This window comes from Pseudomonas sp. R32 (genome assembly GCF_009866705.1).
Taxonomy (GTDB): domain Bacteria; phylum Pseudomonadota; class Gammaproteobacteria; order Pseudomonadales; family Pseudomonadaceae; genus Aquipseudomonas; species Aquipseudomonas donghuensis.
Window position 1 is genome coordinate 4,122,116 of the sequence record NZ_CP019396.1, and the last position, 23,009, is coordinate 4,145,124.

At 63.4% G+C, this 23,009-nt stretch carries 22 protein-coding genes; 17 read left to right on the plus strand and 5 right to left on the minus strand.

Features of this window, described 5'->3' with window-relative positions:
* The first annotated feature begins 36 nt into the window (after nucleotides 1-36).
* A complete protein-coding gene (locus PspR32_RS19075; RefSeq protein ID WP_036996560.1) occupies nucleotides 37-1,593 on the plus strand; it encodes a glycoside hydrolase family 17 protein in 1,557 nt (518 codons plus the stop codon).
* 91 nt (nucleotides 1,594-1,684) lie between these two features.
* On the opposite strand, the gene PspR32_RS19080 is transcribed toward PspR32_RS19075, so the two are convergent.
* Nucleotides 1,685-2,047, minus strand: coding sequence for a hypothetical protein (locus PspR32_RS19080; RefSeq protein WP_010224179.1), 363 nt, complete (start codon nucleotides 2,045-2,047; stop codon nucleotides 1,685-1,687).
* Nucleotides 2,048-2,288: 241 nt separating this feature from the next.
* On the opposite strand from PspR32_RS19080, the gene PspR32_RS19085 reads away from it, so the two are divergent.
* Nucleotides 2,289-3,587 carry a hypothetical protein gene (locus PspR32_RS19085; RefSeq protein ID WP_010224181.1) on the plus strand — a complete coding sequence of 433 codons (1,299 nt, stop codon included), beginning with the start codon at nucleotides 2,289-2,291 and terminating at the stop codon, nucleotides 3,585-3,587.
* Between the two features lie 37 nt (nucleotides 3,588-3,624).
* Nucleotides 3,625-4,383, plus strand: coding sequence for an MlaA family lipoprotein (locus tag PspR32_RS19090; RefSeq protein WP_302184141.1), 759 nt, complete (start codon nucleotides 3,625-3,627; stop codon nucleotides 4,381-4,383).
* A gap of 6 nt (nucleotides 4,384-4,389) precedes the next feature.
* On the opposite strand, the gene PspR32_RS19095 is transcribed toward PspR32_RS19090, so the two are convergent.
* On the minus strand, nucleotides 4,390-5,550 hold the full coding sequence (locus PspR32_RS19095) for a patatin-like phospholipase family protein (RefSeq protein WP_159389026.1): 1,161 nt from the start codon (nucleotides 5,548-5,550) through the stop codon (nucleotides 4,390-4,392).
* A gap of 103 nt (nucleotides 5,551-5,653) precedes the next feature.
* Nucleotides 5,654-6,586, minus strand: coding sequence for a lipid A biosynthesis lauroyl acyltransferase (locus PspR32_RS19100; RefSeq protein WP_010224185.1), 933 nt, complete (start codon nucleotides 6,584-6,586; stop codon nucleotides 5,654-5,656).
* A gap of 121 nt (nucleotides 6,587-6,707) precedes the next feature.
* Here PspR32_RS19100 and minC point away from each other — a divergent pair, with 121 nt between their 5' ends.
* From minC to PspR32_RS19130, 7 genes are all read left to right on the plus strand, one after another.
* Nucleotides 6,708-7,457 (plus strand): septum site-determining protein MinC, encoded by a 750-nt coding sequence (gene minC / locus PspR32_RS19105; RefSeq protein ID WP_010224186.1) that lies wholly within the window; start codon nucleotides 6,708-6,710, stop codon nucleotides 7,455-7,457.
* A 97-nt stretch (nucleotides 7,458-7,554) separates the two neighbouring features.
* On the plus strand, nucleotides 7,555-8,367 hold the full coding sequence (minD, locus tag PspR32_RS19110; RefSeq protein WP_010224187.1) for a septum site-determining protein MinD: 813 nt from the start codon (nucleotides 7,555-7,557) through the stop codon (nucleotides 8,365-8,367).
* Nucleotides 8,368-8,370: 3 nt separating this feature from the next.
* The gene (gene minE, locus PspR32_RS19115) at nucleotides 8,371-8,625 is read left to right on the plus strand and encodes a cell division topological specificity factor MinE (protein WP_010224188.1); all 255 of its coding nucleotides are present in this window, start codon (nucleotides 8,371-8,373) and stop codon (nucleotides 8,623-8,625) included.
* A gap of 108 nt (nucleotides 8,626-8,733) precedes the next feature.
* The gene (locus PspR32_RS19120; RefSeq protein ID WP_100782145.1) at nucleotides 8,734-9,369 is read left to right on the plus strand and encodes an RluA family pseudouridine synthase; all 636 of its coding nucleotides are present in this window, start codon (nucleotides 8,734-8,736) and stop codon (nucleotides 9,367-9,369) included.
* A 128-nt stretch (nucleotides 9,370-9,497) separates the two neighbouring features.
* On the plus strand, nucleotides 9,498-10,787 hold the full coding sequence (locus PspR32_RS19125) for a M18 family aminopeptidase (RefSeq protein WP_010224194.1): 1,290 nt from the start codon (nucleotides 9,498-9,500) through the stop codon (nucleotides 10,785-10,787).
* 162 nt (nucleotides 10,788-10,949) lie between these two features.
* Nucleotides 10,950-11,114, plus strand: coding sequence for a hypothetical protein (locus PspR32_RS26210; protein WP_010224196.1), 165 nt, complete (start codon nucleotides 10,950-10,952; stop codon nucleotides 11,112-11,114).
* A gap of 48 nt (nucleotides 11,115-11,162) precedes the next feature.
* The gene (locus tag PspR32_RS19130) at nucleotides 11,163-13,322 is read left to right on the plus strand and encodes a mechanosensitive ion channel family protein (protein WP_010224198.1); all 2,160 of its coding nucleotides are present in this window, start codon (nucleotides 11,163-11,165) and stop codon (nucleotides 13,320-13,322) included.
* On the opposite strand, the gene phnR is transcribed toward PspR32_RS19130, so the two are convergent.
* Nucleotides 13,319-14,032, minus strand: coding sequence for a phosphonate utilization transcriptional regulator PhnR (gene phnR, locus PspR32_RS19135; RefSeq protein WP_010224200.1), 714 nt, complete (start codon nucleotides 14,030-14,032; stop codon nucleotides 13,319-13,321). The two genes, PspR32_RS19130 and phnR, sit on opposite strands and share 4 nt — an antisense overlap.
* Nucleotides 14,033-14,325: 293 nt before the next feature.
* Between phnR and PspR32_RS19140 the strand changes: the two genes are divergently transcribed.
* The 6 genes from PspR32_RS19140 (at nucleotide 14,326) to PspR32_RS19165 (ending at nucleotide 19,622) form a co-directional block, all read left to right on the plus strand.
* A complete protein-coding gene (locus PspR32_RS19140) occupies nucleotides 14,326-15,390 on the plus strand; it encodes an ABC transporter substrate-binding protein (RefSeq protein WP_010224201.1) in 1,065 nt (354 codons plus the stop codon).
* A 132-nt stretch (nucleotides 15,391-15,522) separates the two neighbouring features.
* Nucleotides 15,523-16,329, plus strand: coding sequence for an alkaline phosphatase family protein (locus PspR32_RS19145; protein ID WP_010224202.1), 807 nt, complete (start codon nucleotides 15,523-15,525; stop codon nucleotides 16,327-16,329).
* 5 nt (nucleotides 16,330-16,334) lie between these two features.
* The gene (locus tag PspR32_RS19150) at nucleotides 16,335-17,168 is read left to right on the plus strand and encodes an ABC transporter permease (RefSeq protein ID WP_162471133.1); all 834 of its coding nucleotides are present in this window, start codon (nucleotides 16,335-16,337) and stop codon (nucleotides 17,166-17,168) included.
* Nucleotides 17,155-17,952 carry an ABC transporter permease gene (locus PspR32_RS19155; protein WP_010224204.1) on the plus strand — a complete coding sequence of 266 codons (798 nt, stop codon included), beginning with the start codon at nucleotides 17,155-17,157 and terminating at the stop codon, nucleotides 17,950-17,952. The genes PspR32_RS19150 and PspR32_RS19155 overlap by 14 nt, the downstream gene beginning before the upstream one ends.
* 1 nt (nucleotide 17,953) lies before the next feature.
* Nucleotides 17,954-18,943 carry an ABC transporter ATP-binding protein gene (locus tag PspR32_RS19160; protein WP_159389027.1) on the plus strand — a complete coding sequence of 330 codons (990 nt, stop codon included), beginning with the start codon at nucleotides 17,954-17,956 and terminating at the stop codon, nucleotides 18,941-18,943.
* Between the two features lie 25 nt (nucleotides 18,944-18,968).
* The gene (locus tag PspR32_RS19165) at nucleotides 18,969-19,622 is read left to right on the plus strand and encodes an HAD family hydrolase (protein ID WP_159389028.1); all 654 of its coding nucleotides are present in this window, start codon (nucleotides 18,969-18,971) and stop codon (nucleotides 19,620-19,622) included.
* An 80-nt stretch (nucleotides 19,623-19,702) separates the two neighbouring features.
* On the opposite strand, the gene PspR32_RS19170 is transcribed toward PspR32_RS19165, so the two are convergent.
* Nucleotides 19,703-20,665: an NAD(P)H-quinone oxidoreductase gene (locus PspR32_RS19170; RefSeq protein ID WP_036996564.1), complete on the minus strand. Its 963-nt coding sequence runs from the start codon at nucleotides 20,663-20,665 to the stop codon at nucleotides 19,703-19,705.
* A 140-nt stretch (nucleotides 20,666-20,805) separates the two neighbouring features.
* Here PspR32_RS19170 and PspR32_RS19175 point away from each other — a divergent pair, with 140 nt between their 5' ends.
* The gene (locus PspR32_RS19175) at nucleotides 20,806-22,893 is read left to right on the plus strand and encodes a carboxy terminal-processing peptidase (RefSeq protein WP_174242304.1); all 2,088 of its coding nucleotides are present in this window, start codon (nucleotides 20,806-20,808) and stop codon (nucleotides 22,891-22,893) included.
* Nucleotides 22,894-23,009 lie beyond the last annotated feature (116 nt).

The following is a 23,009-nucleotide window of genomic DNA, read 5'->3' on the forward strand; positions in this document are numbered from 1 at the left end:
TACTATTGCCGGCTTTGTTCCCAGACGGTCCGATCCATGTCCTCGACTGCGCGCTTCCCGCTTTTACCCTACCTGTTCGCCTGCCTACTGGGCCTGTTTGCCCTGGGGGGCCTGTGGTACGGCCTGGGCAAACCGGTGGTACTGCCGGATGCGGCCAGCGCTTCACACAAGCTGCAGTGCGCCTCCTACACGCCATTCGACAAGGACCAATCACCCTTCGACCAGCCGTTCCAGCTGCGCCCGGCGCGCATGGACGCGGACCTGGCCTTGCTGGCGCAGCGCTTCGAGTGCATCCGTACCTATTCGATGACCGGGCTTGAGGCGATCCCGGACCTGGCCCGCAAGCATGGCCTGAAGGTGATGCTCGGCGCCTGGATCAACGCCAACCCGGTGGATTCGCAAAAGGAGGTCAAGGCCCTGATCGCCTCGGCCAATGCCAACCCGGATGTGGTCAAGGCGGTGATCGTCGGTAACGAAACCCTGCTGCGCAAGGAGGTCACCGGCCCGCAACTGGCGGCGCTGATCAACCAGGTGAAAAGCCAGGTCAGCGTGCCGGTGACCTACGCCGATGTCTGGGAGTTCTGGCTGCAACACCCCGAGATCGCCCCGACGGTGGACTTCCTGACCATCCACCTGCTGCCCTACTGGGAAGATGATCCCAAGAGCATCGACGATGCCCTGGTGCACGTTGGCGAGATTCGCCAGGTGTTCGGCAACCGCTTCGCGCCCAAGGACATCGTCATTGGCGAAACCGGCTGGCCGAGCGAAGGCCGCCAGCGCGAAACCGCCCTGCCCAGCCGGGTCAACGAAGCGCGTTTCATCCGTGGCTTCGTGGCCATGGCCGAACAGCAGGGCTGGAAGTACAACCTGATCGAAGCCTTCGACCAACCGTGGAAACGTGCCAGCGAAGGCGCCGTAGGCGGTTATTGGGGCCTGTATGACGCCGATCGCCAGGACAAGGGCATCCTTGAAGGGCCGGTGAGCAACCTGGCGTTCTGGCCGCAGTGGCTGGGCGTCGGTGTTGCGCTATTCGCCACCACCCTGCTGCTGGCCGGGCGTGTGCGCGGTACCCGCGCGGCCTTGCTGGTGCCGTTGCTGGCGGCACTGGGCGCCGCCAGCCTGGGCCTGTGGGGCGAAATGGTGCGAATCAATAGCCGATTTGCCGGAGAGTGGATCTGGGCGCTCCTGCTGGCGGGCCTCAACCTGCTGGTACTGGCCCATGGCGCGCTGGCGTTGTCGCAGCGTCAGGGTTGGCGTGGGCGCGCCTTCGCCTGGCTTGAAGCACGTGCCGGAGGGTGGTTGCTGGCGGCAGGTTTTGCGGCGGCGGTGAGTATGCTGGCGCTGGTGTTCGACCCGCGCTATCGCAGTTTCCCGAGCCCGGCACTGTTGTTGCCAGCGGTCGTGTACCTGTTGCGGCCGGTACCGGCACGCCGGGCCGAAGCAGCCTTGCTGGCGTTGATCGTTGGCGGCGGCATTGCCCCGCAGTTGTTCCTTGAAGGGCTGAGCAACCAGCAAGCGCTGGTCTGGGCCGGGGTGAGCGTACTGATGGTGGCGGCGTTGTGGCGCAGCCTGAGGGTTCGGCTTCAGCAGTAACCGGGGCTGCTTCGCACCCCATCGCTGGCAAGCCAGCTCCCACAACAGACCCTGTGGGCGCTGGCTTGCCAGCGATGGCAGCGCCGCAATGTCAGCTGGAGCGCCGCACCAGGCGCAACCCCGCCAGCACCACCGCGAACACCGCAATGCTCGCGGTATACAACACCAGCGCCGGAATCCCGCACACCAGCGCCGCCACCCCCAGGCGCCAACCTGCGCGCCCAGGCACCAGCGTGGCCAGCAGCGCCAGGCCCAGGGCCGACCAGGCCAGCAGCCTGAAGTGAATCATCAAGCCCATGACCGAGCGCGCCTGGCAGCCCCACAATTGTGCCTGATCGGCGCAGGTGGCGAGCCAGTGGGCGTCCTCCATCAGCACATAGCGCAGCCCATAGCTTGCCGCCAGCCACAAAGGCAGGAACACCAGCAAAGCGATCAGCGGTAAACGACGGGACATGCGACACTCCAGAAACGTGAAATCGGCGCCCAGCATAATCGTCCGAGGCGTCTATGCAAGGCAAAAGCGCCAGCCTCAACTACTTTGTCCTGTAGATAAGTGGAACCAAATGTTGCGTATCCTCAACGGGCATCGGCAACATCTGGGACGATAAATGCCGGAGCGCCAGGCAACTTTGCCAGGGCCATCATGGTCCTAGCCTGCGTAACGCACTTTGCCGCTGCATTTTTGGGGATCCGTCATGCTTCGTTCTCTGCGCCTCGCTGCCCTGTTGGGCGGCCTTATCTCGAGTGCGTGCGCTTGGGCACAAACCATCGACGCCGCCAGTTACGGCTACCCGTTGACCAACCCGTTCGAGGCGACCATCGCCACGACGCCTCCGGAGCTGCGCCCGGAACTGCCCAGCGACGACGACATCACCCAGTCCGACTACAGCCTGAACCTGCGTCCGGAGCGGGCCTTCACCCTGCCGGACAACTTCTGGCCGGTCAAAAAGCTCAAGTACCGCCTGGCCCGCCAGGACCACGAAGCGCCGCTGATGTTTCTGATCGCCGGCACCGGCGCGCCCTACTCCAGCAGCATCAACGAATACCTGAAGAAGCTCTATTACAAAGCTGGCTATCACGTGGTGCAGCTGTCGTCGCCGACCAGCTTCGACTTCATCACCGCCGCCTCGCGCTATGCCACCCCCGGGGTGACCAAGGAGGATGCCGAAGACCTGTACCGGGTGATGCAGGGCGTGCGCGCCCAGCACCCGCGCCTGCCGGTCAGCGAGTACTACCTCAGCGGTTACAGCCTCGGCGCCCTGGACGCCGCATTCGTCAGCCACCTGGACGAGACCCGGCGCAGCTTCAACTTCAAGCGCGTGCTGCTGTTAAACCCGCCGGTCAACCTCTACACCTCGATCAGCAACCTCGACAAGCTGGTGCAGACCGAGGTCAAGGGGGTCAACAACAGCACGACGTTCTATGAGCTGGTGCTCAACAAGCTGACCCGCTATTTCCAGCAGAAGGGCTACATCGACCTCAACGATGCCCTGCTCTACGACTTCCAGCAGTCACGCCAGCACCTGTCCAATGAGCAGATGGCGATGGTCATCGGGACCTCGTTCCGCTTCTCGGCGGCCGATATCGCCTTTACCTCCGACCTGATCAACCGCCGCGGCCTGATCATCCCGCCCAAGTACCCGATCACCGAAGGCAGCAGCCTCACACCGTTCTTCAAGCGGGCCCTGCAATGCGACTTCGACTGCTACCTGACCGAGCAGGTAATCCCCATGTGGCGCGCCCGCACCGACGGCGGCAGCCTGCTGCAACTGGTCGACCAGGTCAGCCTCTATGCACTCAAGGACTACCTGCAGCAAAGCCCGAAAATCGCCGTGATGCATAACGCCGACGACGTCATCCTTGGCCCTGGCGACCTGGGGTTCCTGCGTAGCGCCTTTGGCGAGCGCTTGACCCTGTACCCTCATGGCGGCCATTGCGGCAACCTCAATTACCGCGTCAACAGCGACGACATGCTGGAGTTCTTCCGTGGTTAAACGCCTATTGATCATTAGCGCGCTGCTGGCCTGTGGCATGGCCGAGGCGGTTGAAGAAACCGCGCCGCGCGCCAGCGTCATCGAAGCCAATAACGTCGATAGCGATGGTTTCACCGAGCCGCTCAAGGCACTGAAATTCAACCCGGGCCTGGACCAGCGCGAATTCGAACGCTCGACCCTGGCGGCGCTGACCGTCTACGACCCGCTGGAATCGATGAACCGGCGCATCTATCACTTCAACTACCGCTTCGACCAATGGGTATTTCTGCCGGTGGTCAATGGCTACCGCTACATCACCCCGCATTTCGTGCGCAGTGGCGTAAGCAACTTCTTCAGCAACGTTGGCGATGTGCCGAACCTGTTCAACAGCCTGCTGCAGTTCAAGGGCAAGCGCTCGATGGAAATCACCGCACGGTTGCTGCTCAACACCACCATCGGCGTCGCCGGCCTGTGGGACCCGGCCAGCAAGATGGGCCTGCCGCACCAGAGCGAGGACTTCGGCCAGACCCTGGGCTTCTACGGTGTGCCAGACGGCCCATACCTGATGCTGCCAATCCTCGGCCCCTCGAACCTGCGCGATACCGGTGGCCTGGTGGTGGACTACAGCGCCGAGAACTGGATCAACTTTCTCAATGTCGCCGAGGTCAGCAGCAACCACCCGGAAGTCTTGGCCTTGCGCGCCATCGACAAGCGCTACACCACCAGTTTCCGTTATGGCCAGCTGAACTCGCCGTTCGAGTACGAGAAGGTGCGCTACGTCTACACCGAAGCGCGCAAGTTGCAGATCGCCGAGTAAGCGGCTTCAGCTGAGCGGCGGCAGACCAAGAAACGTGCACAGTTCGCGGCGCTTGGCCAAGGCGTCGCGGCGCCCGAGTTCGATCAGTTCGCTGCAGTAGCCGGCTTCGAACAGCAGGTAGCTGAGTACCCCCGCCCCGCTGGTTTTGGTCGCCCCCGGACCACGCAGGAACAGGCGCAAGGCGGCAGGCAATTCACGCCGGTGGCGGGCGGCGATCTCATCCAGGGGCTGGCTGGGCGCAACCACCAGTACCTCGACCGGCGCCAGGCCCAAACGCCGGCGCTCCAGGTGTTCCGGCATCAGGTGGCTGAGGTGATTGAGCCGCTGCAGCAACTCGATATCGTCTTCCAGGCTGTCAATGAACGTACTGTTGAGCATGTGCCCGCCAATCTGTGCCAGGCTCGGTTGCTGGCCACTGAAGATGCGCGGTTGCAGGTCGCCTGCCGTGGGCCGCTGCGGGTTGCCGCTGACCCCGACCACCAGCACCCGGCTGGCGCCCAGGTGCAGCGCCGGGCTGATCGGCGCCGACTGGCGCACCGCGCCATCGCCGAAGAACTCCTCGCCAAGCTTGATCGGCGCGAACAGCAACGGGATCGCCGAACTTGCCAGCAGGTGTTCGACGCTCAGGCGGGTCGGCAGGCCGATCCGCCGGTGGCGCAGCCAGGGATCGATAGCACCTCTGCCCTGGTAGAAGGTCACCGCCTGACCGGACTCATAACCGAAGGCGGTTACCGCCACGGCATGCAGGTGCTGTCGCTCGATGGCCTGGTCGATGCCGTTCATGTCCAGGTGCTGGTTGAGCAGCTTGCGCAAGGGTGAGCTGTCGAGCAGCGCCACCGGCACTGGCGTGCCGAGGCCGAGCAGGTTGTGGCAAACGAAACGGCTGGCCTGGCGGATCACTCCGGGCCAGTCGCTGCGCAGCACCTGATGGCTGCGAAAGCCCTGCCAGAAGCTGGTCAGGCGGCGGATGGCGTCGGCAAAGTGGATCGCGCCGCTGGCCAGGGTCACGGCATTGATGGCGCCGGCCGAGGTACCGACGATCACCGGAAAGGGATTGGCCGCACCCGGCGGCAACAGGTCGGCGATGCCGGCCAGCACACCGACCTGATAGGCGGCGCGGGCGCCGCCGCCGGAGAGGATCAAGCCGGTGATCGGTTTTGCTGCCATGGGTTCCTCCCGCCAATTGTGTCGCCCCTATCGCCGGCAAGGCCGGCTCCCACAGCTTCAGGGCTGGCTCGACCCTGTGGGAGCTGGCTTGCCAGCGATAGCCTCAACGCCGTTTTTCGTAGAGTTTCGGCGCCCCTGGCGGGCGCGACTTGAAGCGCCGATGCGCCCACAGGTACTGCTCCGGGCATTCACGCAGGGCCGCTTCGATCCATTGATTGATGCGCAGGCAATCGACCTCTTCGGTCTCGCCAGGGAAGTCTGCGAGCGGCGGATGGATCACCAGCTTGTAACCGCTGCCATCGGCCAGGCGCTGCTGGGTGAAGGGAATCACCCGCGCCTTGCCCAGCCGGGCAAACTTGGTCGTCGCGGTGACGGTCGCCGCCTCGATGCCGAACAGCGGCACGAACAGGCTCTGCTTGGCGCCGTAGTCCTGGTCCGGTGCGTACCAGATGGCGCGCCCGGCGCGCAGCAGCTTGAGCATGCCGCGCACGTCCTCACGCTCCACCGCCAGCGAATCAAGGTTGTGCCGCTCGCGGCCACGGCGCTGGATGAAATCGAACACCGGGTTGCCGTGTTCGCGGTACATGCCGTCGATGGTGTGCTCCTGGCCCAGTAGTGCAGCGCCGATCTCCAGGGTGGTGAAGTGCAGGGCCATGAGGATGGCACCCTGGCCATCACGTTGGGCGGCCTGCAGGTGCTCAAGCCCCTCGATGTGCGCCAGGCGCGCCAACCGGGCCTTTGGCCACCACCAGCTCATGGCCATTTCGAAGAAGGCGATGCCGGTGGAAGCGAAATTTTCCTTGAGCAGACGCTGCCGTTCGACGGACGGTAGCTCGGGGAAACACAGCTCCAGATTACGCGCCGCAATGTAGCGGCGCTCGCCGGCCACCCGGTACATCAGCGCCCCCAGGGCACGGCCGATCACCAGCAATACCCGGTATGGCAGCTGCACGATCAGCCACAGCAGGCCCAGGCCCAGCCACAGCGGCCAGAAGCGCGGGTGCAGAAAGTAACGACGAAAACGCGGGCGATCCATTAAAGATTCCGGAAAGACAAGGGCCGGGCATTCTACAACGGTTCGGCACGGGTTGCGGCCAACCGGTGTTCTCGTTATAAGTCTGGGCACTTTTTCGTAACAAGCCGCCCTAATGCAGACCATGAGCCAAACCCAAACGCCAGACCAAGACCCCGTGTTCCAGCTCAAGGGCAGCATGCTCGCCATTACCGTGCTCGAGCTTGCCCGGAACAACCTCGAAGGCCTCGACCGGCAGTTGGCGGCCAAGGTGGCCCAGGCGCCGAATTTCTTCAGCAACACCCCGCTGGTGCTGGCCCTGGACAAGCTCCCGGCCGGCGAAGGCGCAGTCGACCTGCCCGGGCTGATGCGCGTCTGCCGCCATCACGGCCTGCGCACCCTGGCCATCCGTGCCAGCCGAATCGAAGACATCGCCGCAGCGATCGCCATCGACCTGCCGGTGCTGCCACCGTCCGGTGCCCGTGAGCGGCCGCTGGAGCCAGAGCCGGAAGTGAAGAAGCCCGAGCCGGCCCCGGCCCCGCCGCCACCGCCGGAACCGAGCATCCGCCCGACCAAGATCATCACCACGCCGGTACGCGGCGGCCAGCAGATCTACGCCCAGGGCGGCGACCTGGTGGTGGTGTCGTCGGTCAGCCCGGGGGCGGAACTTCTCGCCGATGGCAACATCCATGTGTACGGTGCAATGCGTGGGCGGGCACTGGCCGGGATCAAGGGCAACACCCGGGCGCGGATCTTCTGCCAGCAGTTGACCGCCGAGATGGTCTCGATCGCCGGGCAATACAAGGTCTCCGAAGACCTGCGCCGCGATCCGCTGTGGGGGGCAGGGGTGCAGGTCAGCCTGTCCGGTGACGTGTTGAACATCACCCGTCTTTAACGGATACTTGCCGCCATTTTCTGCGCAACTTTTTTTGATGTTGCCGTTTTTTGTATTTTTTGGGACTCGACGTCCTTTTCTTTAGGGGTGAAACACCTTGGCCAAGATTCTCGTGGTTACATCCGGCAAGGGTGGTGTGGGTAAGACCACCACCAGCGCCGCTATTGGTACCGGCCTCGCATTGCGCGGCCACAAGACTGTCATTGTCGACTTCGACGTCGGCCTGCGTAACCTCGACCTGATCATGGGCTGCGAACGCCGCGTGGTATACGACTTCGTCAACGTGGTCAACGGCGAAGCCAACCTGCAGCAAGCACTGATCAAGGACAAGCGCCTTGAAAACCTCTACGTGCTGGCCGCAAGCCAGACCCGCGACAAGGACGCGCTGACCCAGGAAGGCGTGGAAAAAGTCCTGATGCAGCTCAAAGAGGACTTCGAATACGTGGTCTGCGACTCGCCGGCCGGTATCGAGAAAGGTGCCCACCTGGCCATGTACTTCGCTGACGAAGCGATCGTCGTGACCAACCCGGAAGTCTCCTCGGTACGTGACTCGGACCGTATGCTGGGCCTGCTGGCGAGCAAATCGCGCCGCGCCGAACGCAACGAAGACCCGATCAGGGAACACCTGCTGATCACCCGCTACCACCCCGAGCGCGTCAGCCAGGGCGAAATGCTCGGCGTCGAAGACGTCAAGGAAATCCTTTCGGTGACCCTGCTGGGCGTGATTCCGGAATCCCAGGCGGTGCTCAAGGCATCCAACCAGGGCGTGCCGGTGATCCTTGACGACCAGAGCGATGCTGGCCAGGCCTATAGCGATACCGTTGACCGCCTGCTGGGCAAAAACGTGGAACATCGGTTCCTTGATGTGAAGAAGAAGGGATTCTTCGAGCGCCTGTTTGGAGGCAACTAACCAATGAACCTTTTTGACTTCTTTCGTGCCAGCAAAAAAGTAAGCACCGCCTCGGTCGCGAAAGAGCGTCTACAGATCATCGTGGCGCACGAGCGCGGTCAGCGCAGTACTCCGGACTACCTGCCAGCCCTGCAGAAGGAACTGGTGGAAGTGATCCGCAAGTACGTCAACATCGGCTCCGATGATGTGCAGGTCGCTCTGGAAAACCAGGGCAGCTGCTCGATCCTGGAACTCAACATCACCCTGCCCGATCGCTGATAGCGTTTTCGAGCACCCTGTGGGAGCGGGCTTGCCCCGCGATAGCGATCTGTCAGTCATATCGCATCGCGGGGCAAGCCCGCTCCCACAACTATTTTGGAACACGCAATGCCGCTGTCCAACGTTCACATCCTGCATGAAGATGACGCCATCCTGGTGGTCAACAAGCCGACCCTGCTGCTGTCCGTGCCGGGCCGGGCCGAAGACAACAAGGATTGCCTGATCACCCGCCTGCAGGAAAACGGCTACCCCGATGCCCTGATCGTCCATCGCCTGGACTGGGAAACCTCGGGGATCATCCTGCTGGCCCGCGACGCCGACAGTCACCGCGAACTGTCCCGCCAGTTTCACGACCGTGAAACCGAAAAAGCCTATACCGCCTTGTGCTGGGGCCAACCGGAGCTGGACAGCGGCAGCATCGACCTGCCGCTGCGCTACGACCCGCCGACCAAGCCGCGCCACGTGGTCGACCATGAGCAAGGCAAGCATGCCCTGACGTTCTGGCGTATCGTCGAGCGCTGTGGCGATCATTGCCGGGTCGAGCTGACGCCGATCACCGGGCGCTCGCACCAGTTGCGCGTGCACATGCTGTCGATCGGTCACCCGCTGCTGGGCGATCGCCTGTATGCCTGCCCCGAGGCGCTGGCGGCCCACGAGCGGTTGTGCCTGCACGCGAGCATGCTGAGCTTTACCCATCCGGTTTCCGGGGAGCGGCTGCGCTTCGAGTGTCCGGCGCCGTTCTGACGGCGCCAGCGGCAAGCTTCAAGCTTCAAGCTTCAAGCAGTCACCCTGCATCGAGTTGCGCCGCCTCTTGCAGCTTGCAGCTTGCAGCTCACCCGCTAAAATGCCGCCACTGCTGTCTGGAGTGACCTATGCGCGATGCACTGAATCAAGGCCTGATCGACTTCCTCAAGGCCTCCCCTACGCCGTTCCATGCCACCGCCGCCCTGGCCCAGCGCCTCGATGCCGCCGGTTACCAGCGCCTGGACGAGCGCGACAGCTGGGCCACCGTGGCCGGCGGTCGCTACTACGTTACCCGTAACGATTCCTCGATCATCGCCTTCAAGCTCGGCCGTCACTCGCCGCTGCTCGACGGTATCCGCCTGGTCGGCGCCCACACCGACAGCCCGTGCCTGCGGGTCAAGCCGCAGCCCGAGCTGCAACGCCAGGGCTTCTGGCAACTGGGCGTAGAAGTCTATGGCGGCGCCCTGCTCGCGCCGTGGTTCGACCGCGACCTGTCGCTGGCCGGGCGGGTGACCTTCCGCCGTGATGGCAAGGTCGAAAGCCAGCTGGTCGACTTCAAGCTGCCGATCGCGGTGATCCCGAACCTGGCGATCCACCTCAACCGTACCGCCAACGAAGGCTGGGCAATCAACCCGCAGACCGAACTGCCGCCGATCCTGGCCCAGGTCGCCGGTGACGAGCGCGTGGATTTTCGCGCCCTGCTCACCGACCAACTGGCCCGCGAGCACGGCCTGAACGCCGATGTGGTGCTGGACTACGAACTGAGTTTCTACGACACCCAGAGCGCCGCCCTGGTCGGTCTGCACGGCGAGTTCATCGCCGGTGCCCGCCTGGACAACCTGCTGTCCTGCTATGCAGGCCTGCAGGCGCTGCTCACTGCCGACAGCGATGAAACCTGCGTGCTGGTATGTAACGACCACGAAGAGGTGGGCTCTTGCTCGGCCTGTGGCGCCGACGGCCCGATGCTCGAACAGACCCTGCGCCGCCTGCTGCCCGACGGTGACGATTTTGTCCGCACGATCCAGCGTTCGCTGCTGGTCTCGGCCGATAACGCCCACGGCGTGCACCCCAACTACGCCGAGAAGCACGACGGCAACCACGGACCCAAGCTCAATGCCGGCCCGGTGATCAAGGTCAACAACAACCAGCGTTACGCCACCAACAGCGAAACCGCCGGCTTCTTCCGCCACCTGTGCATGGCCGAGGAAGTACCGGTGCAGAGCTTCGTGGTGCGCAGCGACATGGGTTGCGGCTCGACCATCGGCCCGATCACCGCCAGCCATCTGGGCGTGCGCACCGTTGACATCGGCCTGCCGACCTTCGCCATGCACTCGATCCGCGAACTGTGCGGCAGCCATGACCTGGCGCATCTGGTCAAGGTGCTGACGGCGTTCTATCACAGCCGCGACCTGCCGTAACTGCGCGGCGCCTGCATCGCTGGCAAGCCAGCTCCCACATGCCGAACCGGTGGGAGCGGGCTTGCCAGCGATGAGGCCCACCAGCCTGACCCCGATCAACCCCCACCCCGGCGATTCCCGCTATGCTTGAGCCATAACTCTCAAGCACAAGGACCTTGCCGCATGTCAGCCTTCCAATCCCTGTTCCTTCCAGTCATCGCCGGCCTGATCCTGCTGACCGTGGGCTTCAACCTGCGCGACCGCAATATCGGCGTGCTGATGATGTGGATCGGTACCCTGGGCATGATCGGCATCATGTGCTGGAAGATCCTCGAGAAACTCAACTGACAAATACACTACACTCGGGCGATTGATCGTTTTGAGGTTGATTGTCCGGTGCCTGCCTTTTTCCGCGTTGTTCTCCTGCTCCTACCCTTGCTCTTCATAGCGCCAGCGCACGCCGCCGGCCTGCCGGGCCTGCTCGGCGGCGGCAGCAAGGCCCAGCCCGAAGCCACGGAGCCCCTGGGCCAGTCGCTGGACGAAGTGATCAAGACCCTGGAGAACGACCAGCAACGCAGCAAGCTGCTGGCCGACCTGAAAAAACTGCGCGACAGTACCAAGCAAGCGCAACCCAGTGCCGAGCAAGGCGTGCTGGGCCTGATCGGCAGCACCTTCAACGAGCTGGAAAAACAGTTCAGTGGCGAGGCCAGCCCGTTCAACCGCTGGACCCGCGAACTGGAGCTGGCGCAGATCGAGCTCGACGCCCGCCTGGTGCCCTGGCACGAATGGCCGCCGATCCTCTTCGGCTTTGCCGCGATCATTGCCCTGTGGAGCCTGCTGGCCTACGCCCTGAACTGGGTCGGCCACCAGCTGCGCCTGCGCTTTGGCCTCACCGAAGAACTGCCGCAACATCCACGCACCTGGGACCTGGTGCGCTTTGCCCTGCGCAAGCTCGGGCCCTGGCTGGTGGCGCTGGTGATCACCGTGTACCTGAGCTTCGCCCTGCCCTCGTCGCTGGGCAAGTCGATGGCCATGGTCCTGGCCTATGCGCTGGTGGTGGGCACCTGCTTCTCGGCGATCTGCGTCATCGCCTTCTCCCTGCTCGACGGCCCGCACCGTCACCGCGCCTTGCACATCCTCCGCCACCAGGCCTTCCGCCCGCTGTGGCTGATTGGCAGCTTCGCCGCCTTCGGCGAGGCGATGAACGACCCGCGCATGGCCGGTGCCCTGGGCGATCACCTGTCGCACACCCTGGCGACCCTGGCCAACATCCTCGCCGGGTTGTCCACCGGGCTGTTCATCCTGCGCTTTCGCCGGCCCATTGCCCACCTGATCCGCAACCAGCCGCTGTCACGGCGCCTGACCCGCCGGGCGCTAAGCGACACCATCGAAATCCTCGGCACTTTCTGGTACCTGCCAGCGCTGGTGCTGGTGGCGATTTCGCTGTTCGCCACCTTTATTTCCGCTGGCGACACCAGCACCGCCCTGCGCCAGTCGCTGATGTGCACGGTGCTGGTGATCCTGTGCATGGTCATCAACGGCCTGGTCCGCCGCCACGCACTCAAGCCGCAACGGGCCAACCGCCGCCAGGCGGTGTACTCGGAGCGCCTGAAAAGCTTCGGCTACACCCTGGTGCACCTGAGCATCTGGCTGGTGTTCATCGAACTCGGTCTGCGCGTCTGGGGCTTCTCGCTGATCGGCTTTGCCGAAGGCGAAGGCCATGAAGTGGCGGTGCGCCTGTTCGGCCTGGCCGGCACCTTGATCGCCGCCTGGCTGGTCTGGATTCTCTCCGACACCGCCGTGCACCACGCCCTGACCCGCTCGCGCAAGGGCCTGGCCAACGCCCGCGCACAAACCATGATGCCGCTGATCCGCAACGTGCTGTTCGTGGCGATTTTCATCATTGCGGTGATCGTCGCCCTGGCCAACATGGGCATGAACGTCACCCCGTTGCTGGCCGGTGCCGGTGTCATCGGCCTGGCCATCGGTTTTGGTGCGCAATCGCTGGTTGCCGACCTGATCACCGGGCTGTTCATCATCATCGAGGACTCCCTGGCCATCGACGACTATGTCGATGTCGGCGGCCACCTGGGCACGGTCGAAGGTCTGACCATCCGCACCGTGCGCCTGCGCGACATCGACGGTATCGTCCACACCATCCCGTTCAGCGAAATCAAAAGCATCAAGAACTACTCCCGCGAGTTCGGCTACGCGATCTTCCGCGTGGCCATCCCGCACAGCATGAACATCGACCAGGCCATTACCCTGATCCGCGATGTCGGGCAGAAGATGCGCAACGATCCGCTGATGCGCCGCAACATCTGGTCGCCGCTGGAGCTGCAAGGCGTGGAGAGCTTCGAGTCGGGTTCGGCAATCCTGCGTGCCCGCTTCAAGACCGCGCCGATCAAGCAGTGGGAAGTGTCGCGGGCCTTCAACCTGGCGCTCAAGCGTCAGCTCGACGAAGCTGGCCTGGACCTGGCCACCCCGCGCTTGAGCGTGCAGGTGATCACCGCCGACGCCAGCACCCCGTTCAGCGAAACCCCCACCAAGGCCTAACCGGCTTCGGCCTTGATGCGGATCGCGTCATGGCGCCAGTACTCAAGGTCACAGTCGATCAGCCGCCCGTGCTGGTCGCTGTTGACCCGGGTGATGTGCAGGCCGGGGCTGCCGGCCGAGACCTTGAGCGCGGTGGCCGCCGCCACCGGCAAGGCGGTGGGCAAAATCTCGAAACGCACCCGGCCGTATTCGATGCCATAGCGACGCGCATAAAGCTCGGTCAGCGACTGGCTCAGGTCGTGTTCAAGAATCCCCGGGAAGTAGTCGGGGTTCAGGTAGTGCTCGGCATACAGCACCGCACGGCCATCTATCCGGCGTAACCGGCAGATCTGAATCACACTCGACAGCGGCGCCAGTTGCAACCGTGCGCACACCGCTGCCGCCGCCGGTTGCAGACGCGCCGACAACAGCTCGGTGCGCGCTTCGCGGCCCTGGTCGCGGACCATGGCGTGAAAATGGCTGCGCTCGATCAGGTCGTAGGTCAGCCGCTCGGGCGCGACAAACCAGCCGCGCCGCTCCTCGCGGTAAATCAAGCCGCGCGCCTCCAGTTGCACCAGCGCTTCCCGCAGGGTGATGCGCGTGGTGTCGAACACCTCGCTGAGCTTGCGTTCGGCCGGCAGCTTGCAGCCGGGCGACAGGAGGCCATGCTCGATCTGCTCCTGCAGGGCATGACAGATGGCTGTTACTGCTCGCGGTGGCAGTGGCTGCATCAAAGGTTACCTATCTGGACTAGTCCAGCACCGGCAGCGCCCACTTTTGGCGCCTTCAGGGCTATGAGAATAGTGCAAGCCTAGGCACTGCAGATGAATGCCAGATGACAGCCAGGGTGGTCTACGCTTGATTTTCAGGGCCCCAAGCCCTAGCCGGCAGCACGCCTGGACATCAAATTGTCATGCAACAGGCCTACCTTGGCTCAGGTATTGCTGACCTAGACCAACCGAACCGCAACAACGTCCAACAACACCATTCGCGTTTTGCAAGGCACCCCATCAAGGAGCTTCGGATGAAACAGTTTTTTCTGGCGTCACTGTTAGGCTCGAGCATTGCTCTGTGCACCACGGCCATGGCCGCCGACACCGACCTCAAGGCCCTCGAGGACGCTGCCCGCAAGGAAGGCGTGGTCAATAGCGTAGGCATGCCCGATGCCTGGGCCAACTGGAAAGGCACCTGGGACGACCTGGCGAAAAAATACGGCCTCAAGCACATCGACACCGACATGAGCTCGGCCCAGGAAGTGGCCAAGTTCGAGGCTGAAAAAGACAACGCCAGTGCCGACATCGGTGACGTTGGCGCCGCCTTCGGCCCGATCGCCGTGACCAAGGGCGTGACCCAGCCGTACAAGCCAAGCACCTGGGCGCAGATCCCGGATTGGGCCAAGGATAAAGACGGCCACTGGGCCCTGGCCTACACCGGCACCATCGCCTTCATCATCAACAAACAGTTGGTGAAGGAACAAGACATGCCGAAAACCTGGCATGACCTGGAAAAAGGCAAGTACAAAGTCGCCATCGGTGACGTCGGTACCGCCGCCCAGGCCGCCAACGGCGTACTGGCCGCCGCCATTGCCTACAAGGGCGACGAGAAAAACATCGAACCGGGCCTGCAGTTGTTCACCAAGCTGGCCCAGCAAAAGCGCCTGTCGCTGGCCAACCCGACCATCCAGACCCTGGAGAAGGGCGAGATCGAAGTCGGTGTGGTCTGGGACTTCAACGGCCTGAGCTACCGCCAGCAGATCGACCCGAAACGCTTCGAGGTGCTGATCCCGTCTGACGGCTCGGTGATCTCCGGCTACACCACGATCATCAACAAGTACGCGAAAAACCCCAACGCCGCCAAGCTGACCCGCGAGTACATCTTCAGCGATGCCGGGCAGATCAACCTGGCTGAAGGCCACGCCCGGCCGATCCGTGCCGAGCACCTGAAACTGCCGGCGGAGGTACAGGCCAAGCTGCTGCCCAACGAGCAGTACAAGGCGGTGCAGCCGATCAAGGATGCGCCGGCGTGGGAAGCGACCTCCAAGAAGCTGCCACAGCTGTGGCAGGAGCAAGTGATCATCGAGATGGAGTGAACCCTTTGGGGGCGTCAGGCAGCCCCTGCCGCCCCGATCGCTGGCAAGCCAGCTCCCACAAGGTCCGGTGTATGCAGTGCCTGTGGGAGCTGGCTTGCCAGCGATGAGGTCAGCCACAATTGCGGAGTCCCTATGAACCACAACGTCATCCTGGTCCTGCTCGATGGCCTCAACCATCAGGTCGCACACCACGCCATGGGCCATCTGCATGCCTATGTCGAAGCTGACCGCGCAGCGCTGTACCGGGTCGAGTGCGAGCTACCGTCGTTGTCGCGCCCGCTGTACGAATGCATCCTCACCGGTGTCGCGCCCATCGACAGCGGCATCGTCCACAACAACGTCAACCGCCTGTCCAACCAGCGCAGCGTGTTCCACTACGCCCGCGAAGCCGGCCTGGGCACGGCAGCGGCGGCCTATCACTGGATGAGCGAGCTGTACAACCGCTCGCCCTTCGACCCGCTGCGCGACCGCCACACCCACGCGCCCAAGCTGCCGATCCAGCACGGGCTGTTCTACTACGCCGACCACTACCCCGATTCGCACCTGTTCGCCGACGCCGAATACCTGCGCCGCCGTCATGCACCGAACTTCCTCCTGGTGCACCCGATGAACATCGACGACGCCGGGCATCGCCACGGCCTGGACAGCAGCCAGTACCGCAACAGCGCACGCAGCGCCGACATCCTCCTGGCCGACTACCTGCGCACCTGGCTCGAAGAGGGTTACCAGGTACTGGTCACCGCCGATCACGGCATGAACAACGACCGCTCGCACAACGGCCTGCTGGCCGAGGAACGCGAAGTACCGCTGTTCGTCTTCGGCGAGGCGTTCAGCCTCGACCCGGTCGCCAAGCCGCTGCAGACCGAGCTGTGCGGCACCCTCTGCGAACTGCTCGGCGTGCCCCACGACAAACCGGTGTGCCGGGAGCTGCTCAAGTGAATTCGATCAAGCGCGGCAAATGGCTGGCACTGCTCTGCCTGGCGCCTTTCGCGGTGTTTTTCATCATCTTCCAGATCGCCCCGCTGGCCTGGGTAATGCTCCACAGCGTGCAGGTGGAATCAAGCTGGGGCCTGGACAATTTCAGCAAGGTGTTCAACTCGAAGTTCTACCGCCAGGCGATCCAGCACAGCCTGCAGATCAGCTTCTGGTCGAGCCTGTTCGGCATCCTCATCGCCATCCTCGGCAGCTACTCGTTGCGCCGGGTCGATTCGCGCCTGCGCGACTTCGTCAACGCCTTTGCCAACATGACCAGCAACTTCGCCGGCGTGCCGCTGGCGTTCGCCTTCATCATCCTGCTCGGCTTCAACGGCGCGCTGACCATGCTGCTCAAGCAGGCCGGGATCATCGAAGACTTCAACCTCTATTCCAAGAGCGGGTTGATCATCCTCTACACCTACTTCCAGATCCCCCTTGGCGTGCTGCTGCTCTACCCGGCTTTCGACGCCCTACGCGAGGACTGGCGTGAATCGGCCGAGCTGCTCGGTGCCGGCGCCTGGCAATACTGGCGGCACATCGGTCTGCCGGTGCTCACACCGGCCCTGCTGGGCACCTTCGTGATCCTCCTGGCCAACGCCCTGGGCGCCTACGCCACGGTCTATGCGCTGACCACCGGCAACTTCAACGTGCTGCCAATCCGCATCGCCGCGCTGGTAGCCGGCGACATCTCGCTGGACCCGAACCTGGCCAGCGCCCTGGCGGTCATCCTGGTCGGGCTGATGACCCTGGTGACCTTCGTCCATCAATGGCTGTTGAAGCGGAGCTACCATGTCGCGCGCTGAACCGGGCACCTCGTCGCTGTACCACCGCCTGGTGGTCTACCTGCTGTTCATCATCCTCCTGCTGCCACTGGCCGGCACCCTGCTCTACTCGCTGGCCACCAGCTGGTCGGCAAGCCTGTTGCCCAGCGGCCTGACCTTCAAGTGGTACCTGGCGCTGTGGAGCGACCCGCGTTTTCTCGCAGCCTTCGGCCAGTCGCTGCTGGTCTGTGTCGGCGCGCTGCTGCTGTCGGTGCTGCTGATACTGCCGCTGTTGTTCGTGGTGCATTACCACTTCCCGCGGCTCGATGCGCTGATGAACATCCTCATCCTGCTGCCCTTCGCGGTGCCGCCGGTGGTGTCGTCGGTGGGCCTGCTGCAGCTCTACGGCTCGGGGCCGATGGCCATGGTCGGCACGCCGTGGATCCTGATCGGCTGCTACTTCACCGTGGCCCTGCCGTTCATGTACCGGGCGATTACCAACAACCTGCAGGCGATCAACCTGCGCGACCTGATGGACGCTGCCCAGTTGCTCGGCGCCAGCACCTTCCAGGCCGCCTTCCTGGTGGTGCTGCCGAACCTGCGCAAGGGCCTGATGGTGGCCCTGCTGCTGTCGTTCTCGTTCCTGTTCGGCGAGTTCGTGTTCGCCAACCTGCTGGTCGGCACCCGCTACGAGACCCTGCAGGTGTACCTCAACAACATGCGCAACAGCAGCGGCCACTTCAACAGTGCCCTGGTGATTTCCTATTTCCTCTTCGTGCTGGTGCTGACCTGGGCAGCCAACCGCCTGAACAAGGACAAGTCCTGATATGAGCTTTGTCAGCGTACAGAACCTGCAAAAAAGCTATGCCGGCAGCACGGTGTTCAACGACATCAACTGCCAGATCGAACGCGGCGAATTCGTCACCCTGCTCGGCCCTTCCGGTTGCGGCAAATCCACCCTGCTGCGCTGCATCGCCGGGCTGACCGCCGTAGACAGCGGGCGGATCTTGCTCGATGGCAACGACCTGGTGCCGCTAAGCCCACAAAAGCGCGGGATCGGCATGGTGTTCCAGAGCTACGCGCTGTTCCCCAACATGACCGTCGAGCAGAACGTCGCCTTCGGCCTGCGCATGCAGAAGGTCAACAGCGACGACAGCCAGGCGCGGGTCCGCGAAGTGCTGCACCTGGTCGAGCTGCAGGACTTTGCCCGCCGCTACCCGCACCAGCTGTCCGGCGGCCAGTGCCAGCGCGTGGCCCTGGCCCGCTCGCTGGTCACCCGCCCGCGCCTGCTGCTGCTCGACGAGCCGCTGTCGGCGCTGGACGCGCGCATTCGCAAACACCTGCGCGAGCAGATCCGCGCCATCCAGCGCGAGCTGGGCCTGACCACCATCTTCGTCACCCATGACCAGGAAGAAGCGTTGACCTTGTCCGACCGCATCTTCCTCATGAACCAGGGCCGCATCGTCCAGAGCGGCGATGCCGAAACCCTCTATACCGCACCGGTGGACGTGTTTGCCGCCGGCTTCATCGGCAACTACAACCTGCTCGACGCCGACAGCGCCAGCCGCCTGCTGCAACGCCCGGTGAGCAGCCGCCTGGCGATCCGCCCGGAGGCCATCGCCCTGGGCCTGGAAGGCGAGTTGGAGGGGCGGGTGCGCAGCCATAGCCTGCTTGGCAACGTGATCCGCTACCGTGTCGAAGCGCGCGGGGTAGAATTGCTGGTCGATGTGCTCAACCGCTCGTCCGCCGACCTGCATCCGGACGGCCAGTGGGTAGCCTTGTCGATCGATCCCACCGCCCTCTGCGAAGTCGCCTGAGGGTTGCACAGGAGTTGCTCTGAATATGGCACTAGCGATTTTCGATCTGGACGAAACCCTGATCCACGGTGACTGCGCGTCGCTGTGGAGCGAGCAGATGGTCCGCCTTGGCTGGGTCGATGGCGAATCCTTTTTGCGCCGTGACAAGGCACTGATGGACGCCTATGGCAAGGGTCACCTGGCCATGGAGGACTACATGGCCTTCAGCCTCGAGCCATTGATTGGCCGCCCCCCGGAAGAGGTCGAGCACCTGGTCGAACCCTGGGTGGAAGATTTCATCGAACCGATCATCTTCAGTGACGCCAGCAAAACCATTGCCGCCCACCGCAAGGCCGGCGACCGGATTCTGGTGATCTCCGCCTCCGGCACCCACCTGGTCAAGCCGATTGCCGAACGCCTGGGCATCGATGAGATTCTCGGCATTGAGCTGGAGGTTGAGCGCGGCGTTTATACCGGCAAGACCACTGGCGTGCTGACCTACCGCGAAGGCAAGATCACCCGCTTGCTGGATTGGCTGGATGAGCAGGAAGAGAACCTGGAGGGCGCGAGCTTCTACTCGGATTCACGCAACGACTTGCCGTTGCTGTTGAAGGTGGATTACCCGCATGTGGTCAATCCGGACCCGGTGTTGCGTGAGCATGCCGAGAAGAACAAGTGGCCGATTCATACCTGGAAATGAAAGGCATCGCTGGCAAGCCAGCTCCCACAGGTACTGCATACACCTGACCTGTGGGAGCTGGCTTGCCAACGATTGGCGGCCTACACCAGACTCTCGTCGATCACCAGCACCAGCTTGCCCGACACCTGGTTGCTGGCAAGCTCGGCAAACGCCGCTTCTGCATCCTGGACCGGGAAGGCCTTGGCCAGTTGCGGCTTGAGCCGGCCTTCGCCGAACAGCGGCCACACCTGCTGGCCGAGGTCGCTGAGCAGGTCAGCCTTGAACTGATCGTCCCGCGTACGCAGGGTCGAACCCATTACCTGCACGCGCTTGCCCAGCAACTGCGCCAGGTCCAGCTCGGCCTTGCGCCCGCCCATCAAGCCGATGATCACCCAGCGTCCGTCCCGTGCCAGCAGCTTGAGGTTGAGCTCGGCATAGTTGGCGCCGACCGGGTCGAGGATCACGTTGAACGGGGCAAAATCGTTCAGCGCGTTGAGGTCTTCACTGCGCACCACGCCGCCGCTGGCACCCAGCCCTTGGCAATAAGCCAGGCGCTCGGCCGAGCCGACGCTGACCCAGCACGGGCTGCCAAAGGCCTTGCACAACTGGATCGCCGCCGAGCCGACACCACTGGCACCGGCATGCAGCAAGACCTTCTCGCCCGGCGTGAGCCCGGCCAGCTGAAACACATTGAGCCAGGCGGTGGCGTACACCTCGGGGATCGCCGCCGCTTCCTGCAGGCTCAGGCCTTCGGGGACCGGCAGCACGTGACGGCCGTCGACCACCACTTCCTCGGCCATGCCGCCACCGGCGAGCAAGGCACAGACCCGGTCGCCGACCTGCCAGGAGGAGCCTGCGCCCACTTCGCTGATCACCCCCGAGCATTCCAGGCCGAGAAACTCGCTGGCCCCCGGCGGTGGCGGGTAGAGCCCGGCACGCTGGAGCAGGTCGGCGCGATTGAGGCCGGCTGCGGCCACGCGAATTCGTACTTGACCGATATCGCAAGCTGGACTTGTCGTCGCAACCCACTCCACATGTCCGTCAACGCCTTGCAATGCCTTCACAGTGCCTCCATAGTTGAGTCATGACTGAGCCCGGGTGCTGTAGCCCCGGGCTTTTTGCATTATGCGTCCGGTTTTCATGGAACCGGCGAATTCAAAGACGGCCTAATATGCGTGATCAATTGTCCCTACGTCGAATCAGCATGAAGCATTTTCTGCCAAGCACCACCCTCGCCCTGTTGATCGGTCTGGGCAGTCTGCCATTGGCGGGCAGTGCATGGGCCGCCAACAGCTGGGATAAGCTCCAGCCCGACCGCGATGAAGTGGTCGCCAGCCTCAACGTGGTCGAGCTGCTCAAGCGCCACCACTACAGCAAGCCGCCGCTCAACGATGCACGCTCGGTCATCATCTACGACAGCTACCTCAAACTCCTCGATCCTGCGCGCAGCTACTTCACCGCCAGCGACATCGCCGAGTTCGACAAGTGGAAGACCCAGTTCGACGATTTCCTCAAGAGCGGTAATCTCGACCCCGGCTTCACCATCTACAAGCGCTACCTGGATCGGGTCAAATCGCGCCTGGACTTCGCCCTGGCCGAGCTGAGCAAGGGCGTCGACAACTTCGACTTCACCACCAAGGAGTCCCTGCTGATCGACCGCAAGGACGCGCCGTGGATGAAGAACCAGGCCGAGCTCGACGACCTCTGGCGCAAACGCGTCAAGGATGAAGTGCTGCGCCTGAAAATCGCCGGCAAAGAACCCAAGGCGATCCAGGAGTTGCTGACCAAGCGCTACAAGAACCAGCTCACGCGTCTGGACCAGACCCGTGCCGAAGACATCTTCCAGGCCTACATCAACACCTTCGCCCAGTCCTACGACCCGCACACCAATTACCTGTCGCCCGACAACGCGGAAAACTTCGATATCAACATGAGCCTGTCGCTCGAAGGTATCGGTGCCGTGCTGCAAAGCGACAACGACCAGGTCAAGATCGTGCGCCTGGTACCGGCCGGTCCTGCCGCCAAGACCAAGCAGGTGGCACCGGCCGACAAGATCATCGGCGTGGCCCAGGGCAACAAGGAAATGGTCGATGTGATCGGCTGGCGCCTGGATGAAGTGGTCAAGCTGATCCGCGGGCCGAAGGGCTCGGTGGTGCGCCTGGAGATCATCCCGGCCAGCAATGCGCCGAACGACCAGACCACCAAGATCGTGCCGATCACCCGTGAAGCGGTGAAACTCGAAGAGCAGGCAGCGAAAAAATCGGTGCTCAAGCTCAAGCAGGATGGGCGCGACTACAAGCTCGGCATCATCGAGATCCCGGCCTTCTACCTGGACTTCAAGGCCTTCCGTGCTGGCGATCCCGAGTACAAGAGCACCACTCGCGATGTGAAGAAACTGCTGACTGAACTGCAGAAGGAAAAAGTCGACGGCGTGGTCATCGACCTGCGCAACAACGGCGGCGGTTCGCTGCAGGAAGCCACCGAGCTGACCAGCCTGTTCATCGACAAGGGCCCGACGGTGCTGGTGCGCAACAGCGACGGCCGCGTCGACGTGCTCGAAGACGAAAACAACGGCGCCTTCTACAAAGGCCCGCTGGCACTGGTGGTCAACCGCCTGTCAGCCTCGGCATCGGAGATTTTCGCCGGCGCCATGCAGGACTATCACCGCGCGCTGATCCTCGGCGGGCAGACCTTCGGCAAAGGCACCGTGCAAACCATCCAGCCGCTCAACCATGGCGAGCTGAAGCTGACCCTGGCCAAGTTCTACCGGGTGTCCGGGCAAAGCACCCAGCACCAGGGCGTGCTGCCGGACATCAATTACCCGTCGATCATCGACACCAAGGAAATCGGCGAAAGCGCCCTGCCCGAAGCCATGCCATGGGACACCATCCGCCCGGCGATCAAGCCTGCGCTCGACCCGTTCAAGCCGTTCCTGGCCCAGCTCAAGGCCCGTCACGACACCCGTACGGCCAAGGACCCGGAGTTCGTCTACATCCGCGACCGCCTGGCGTTGACCCAGAAGCTGATGAACGAGAAAACCGTCAGCCTCAACGAAGCCGAACGCCGTGCCCAGCACGCCGATATCGAAAGCAAGCAGCTGGCGTTGGAAAACACCCGCCGCAAGGCCAAGGGCGAAGAGCCGCTCAAGGAACTGAAAAAGGAAGACGAAGACGCCCTGCCGGTCGAACCGGACGATACCAAGCCGGAAGACGACGCCTACCTGGCGGAGTCCGGACGAATCCTGCTGGACTACCTGGGCCTGAATACGGCGGTGGCGAAAAACAACCCGTGAAAGCGGTGATGGCAAAATAATGTGACTGCGCGTCATTGCGTCATCAAATAGTCATCAGACTGTCGTGAAATAAGGGACTGAGCGCCGTAGGTGCCCAGTCCCTTTTTTTCAAGGTA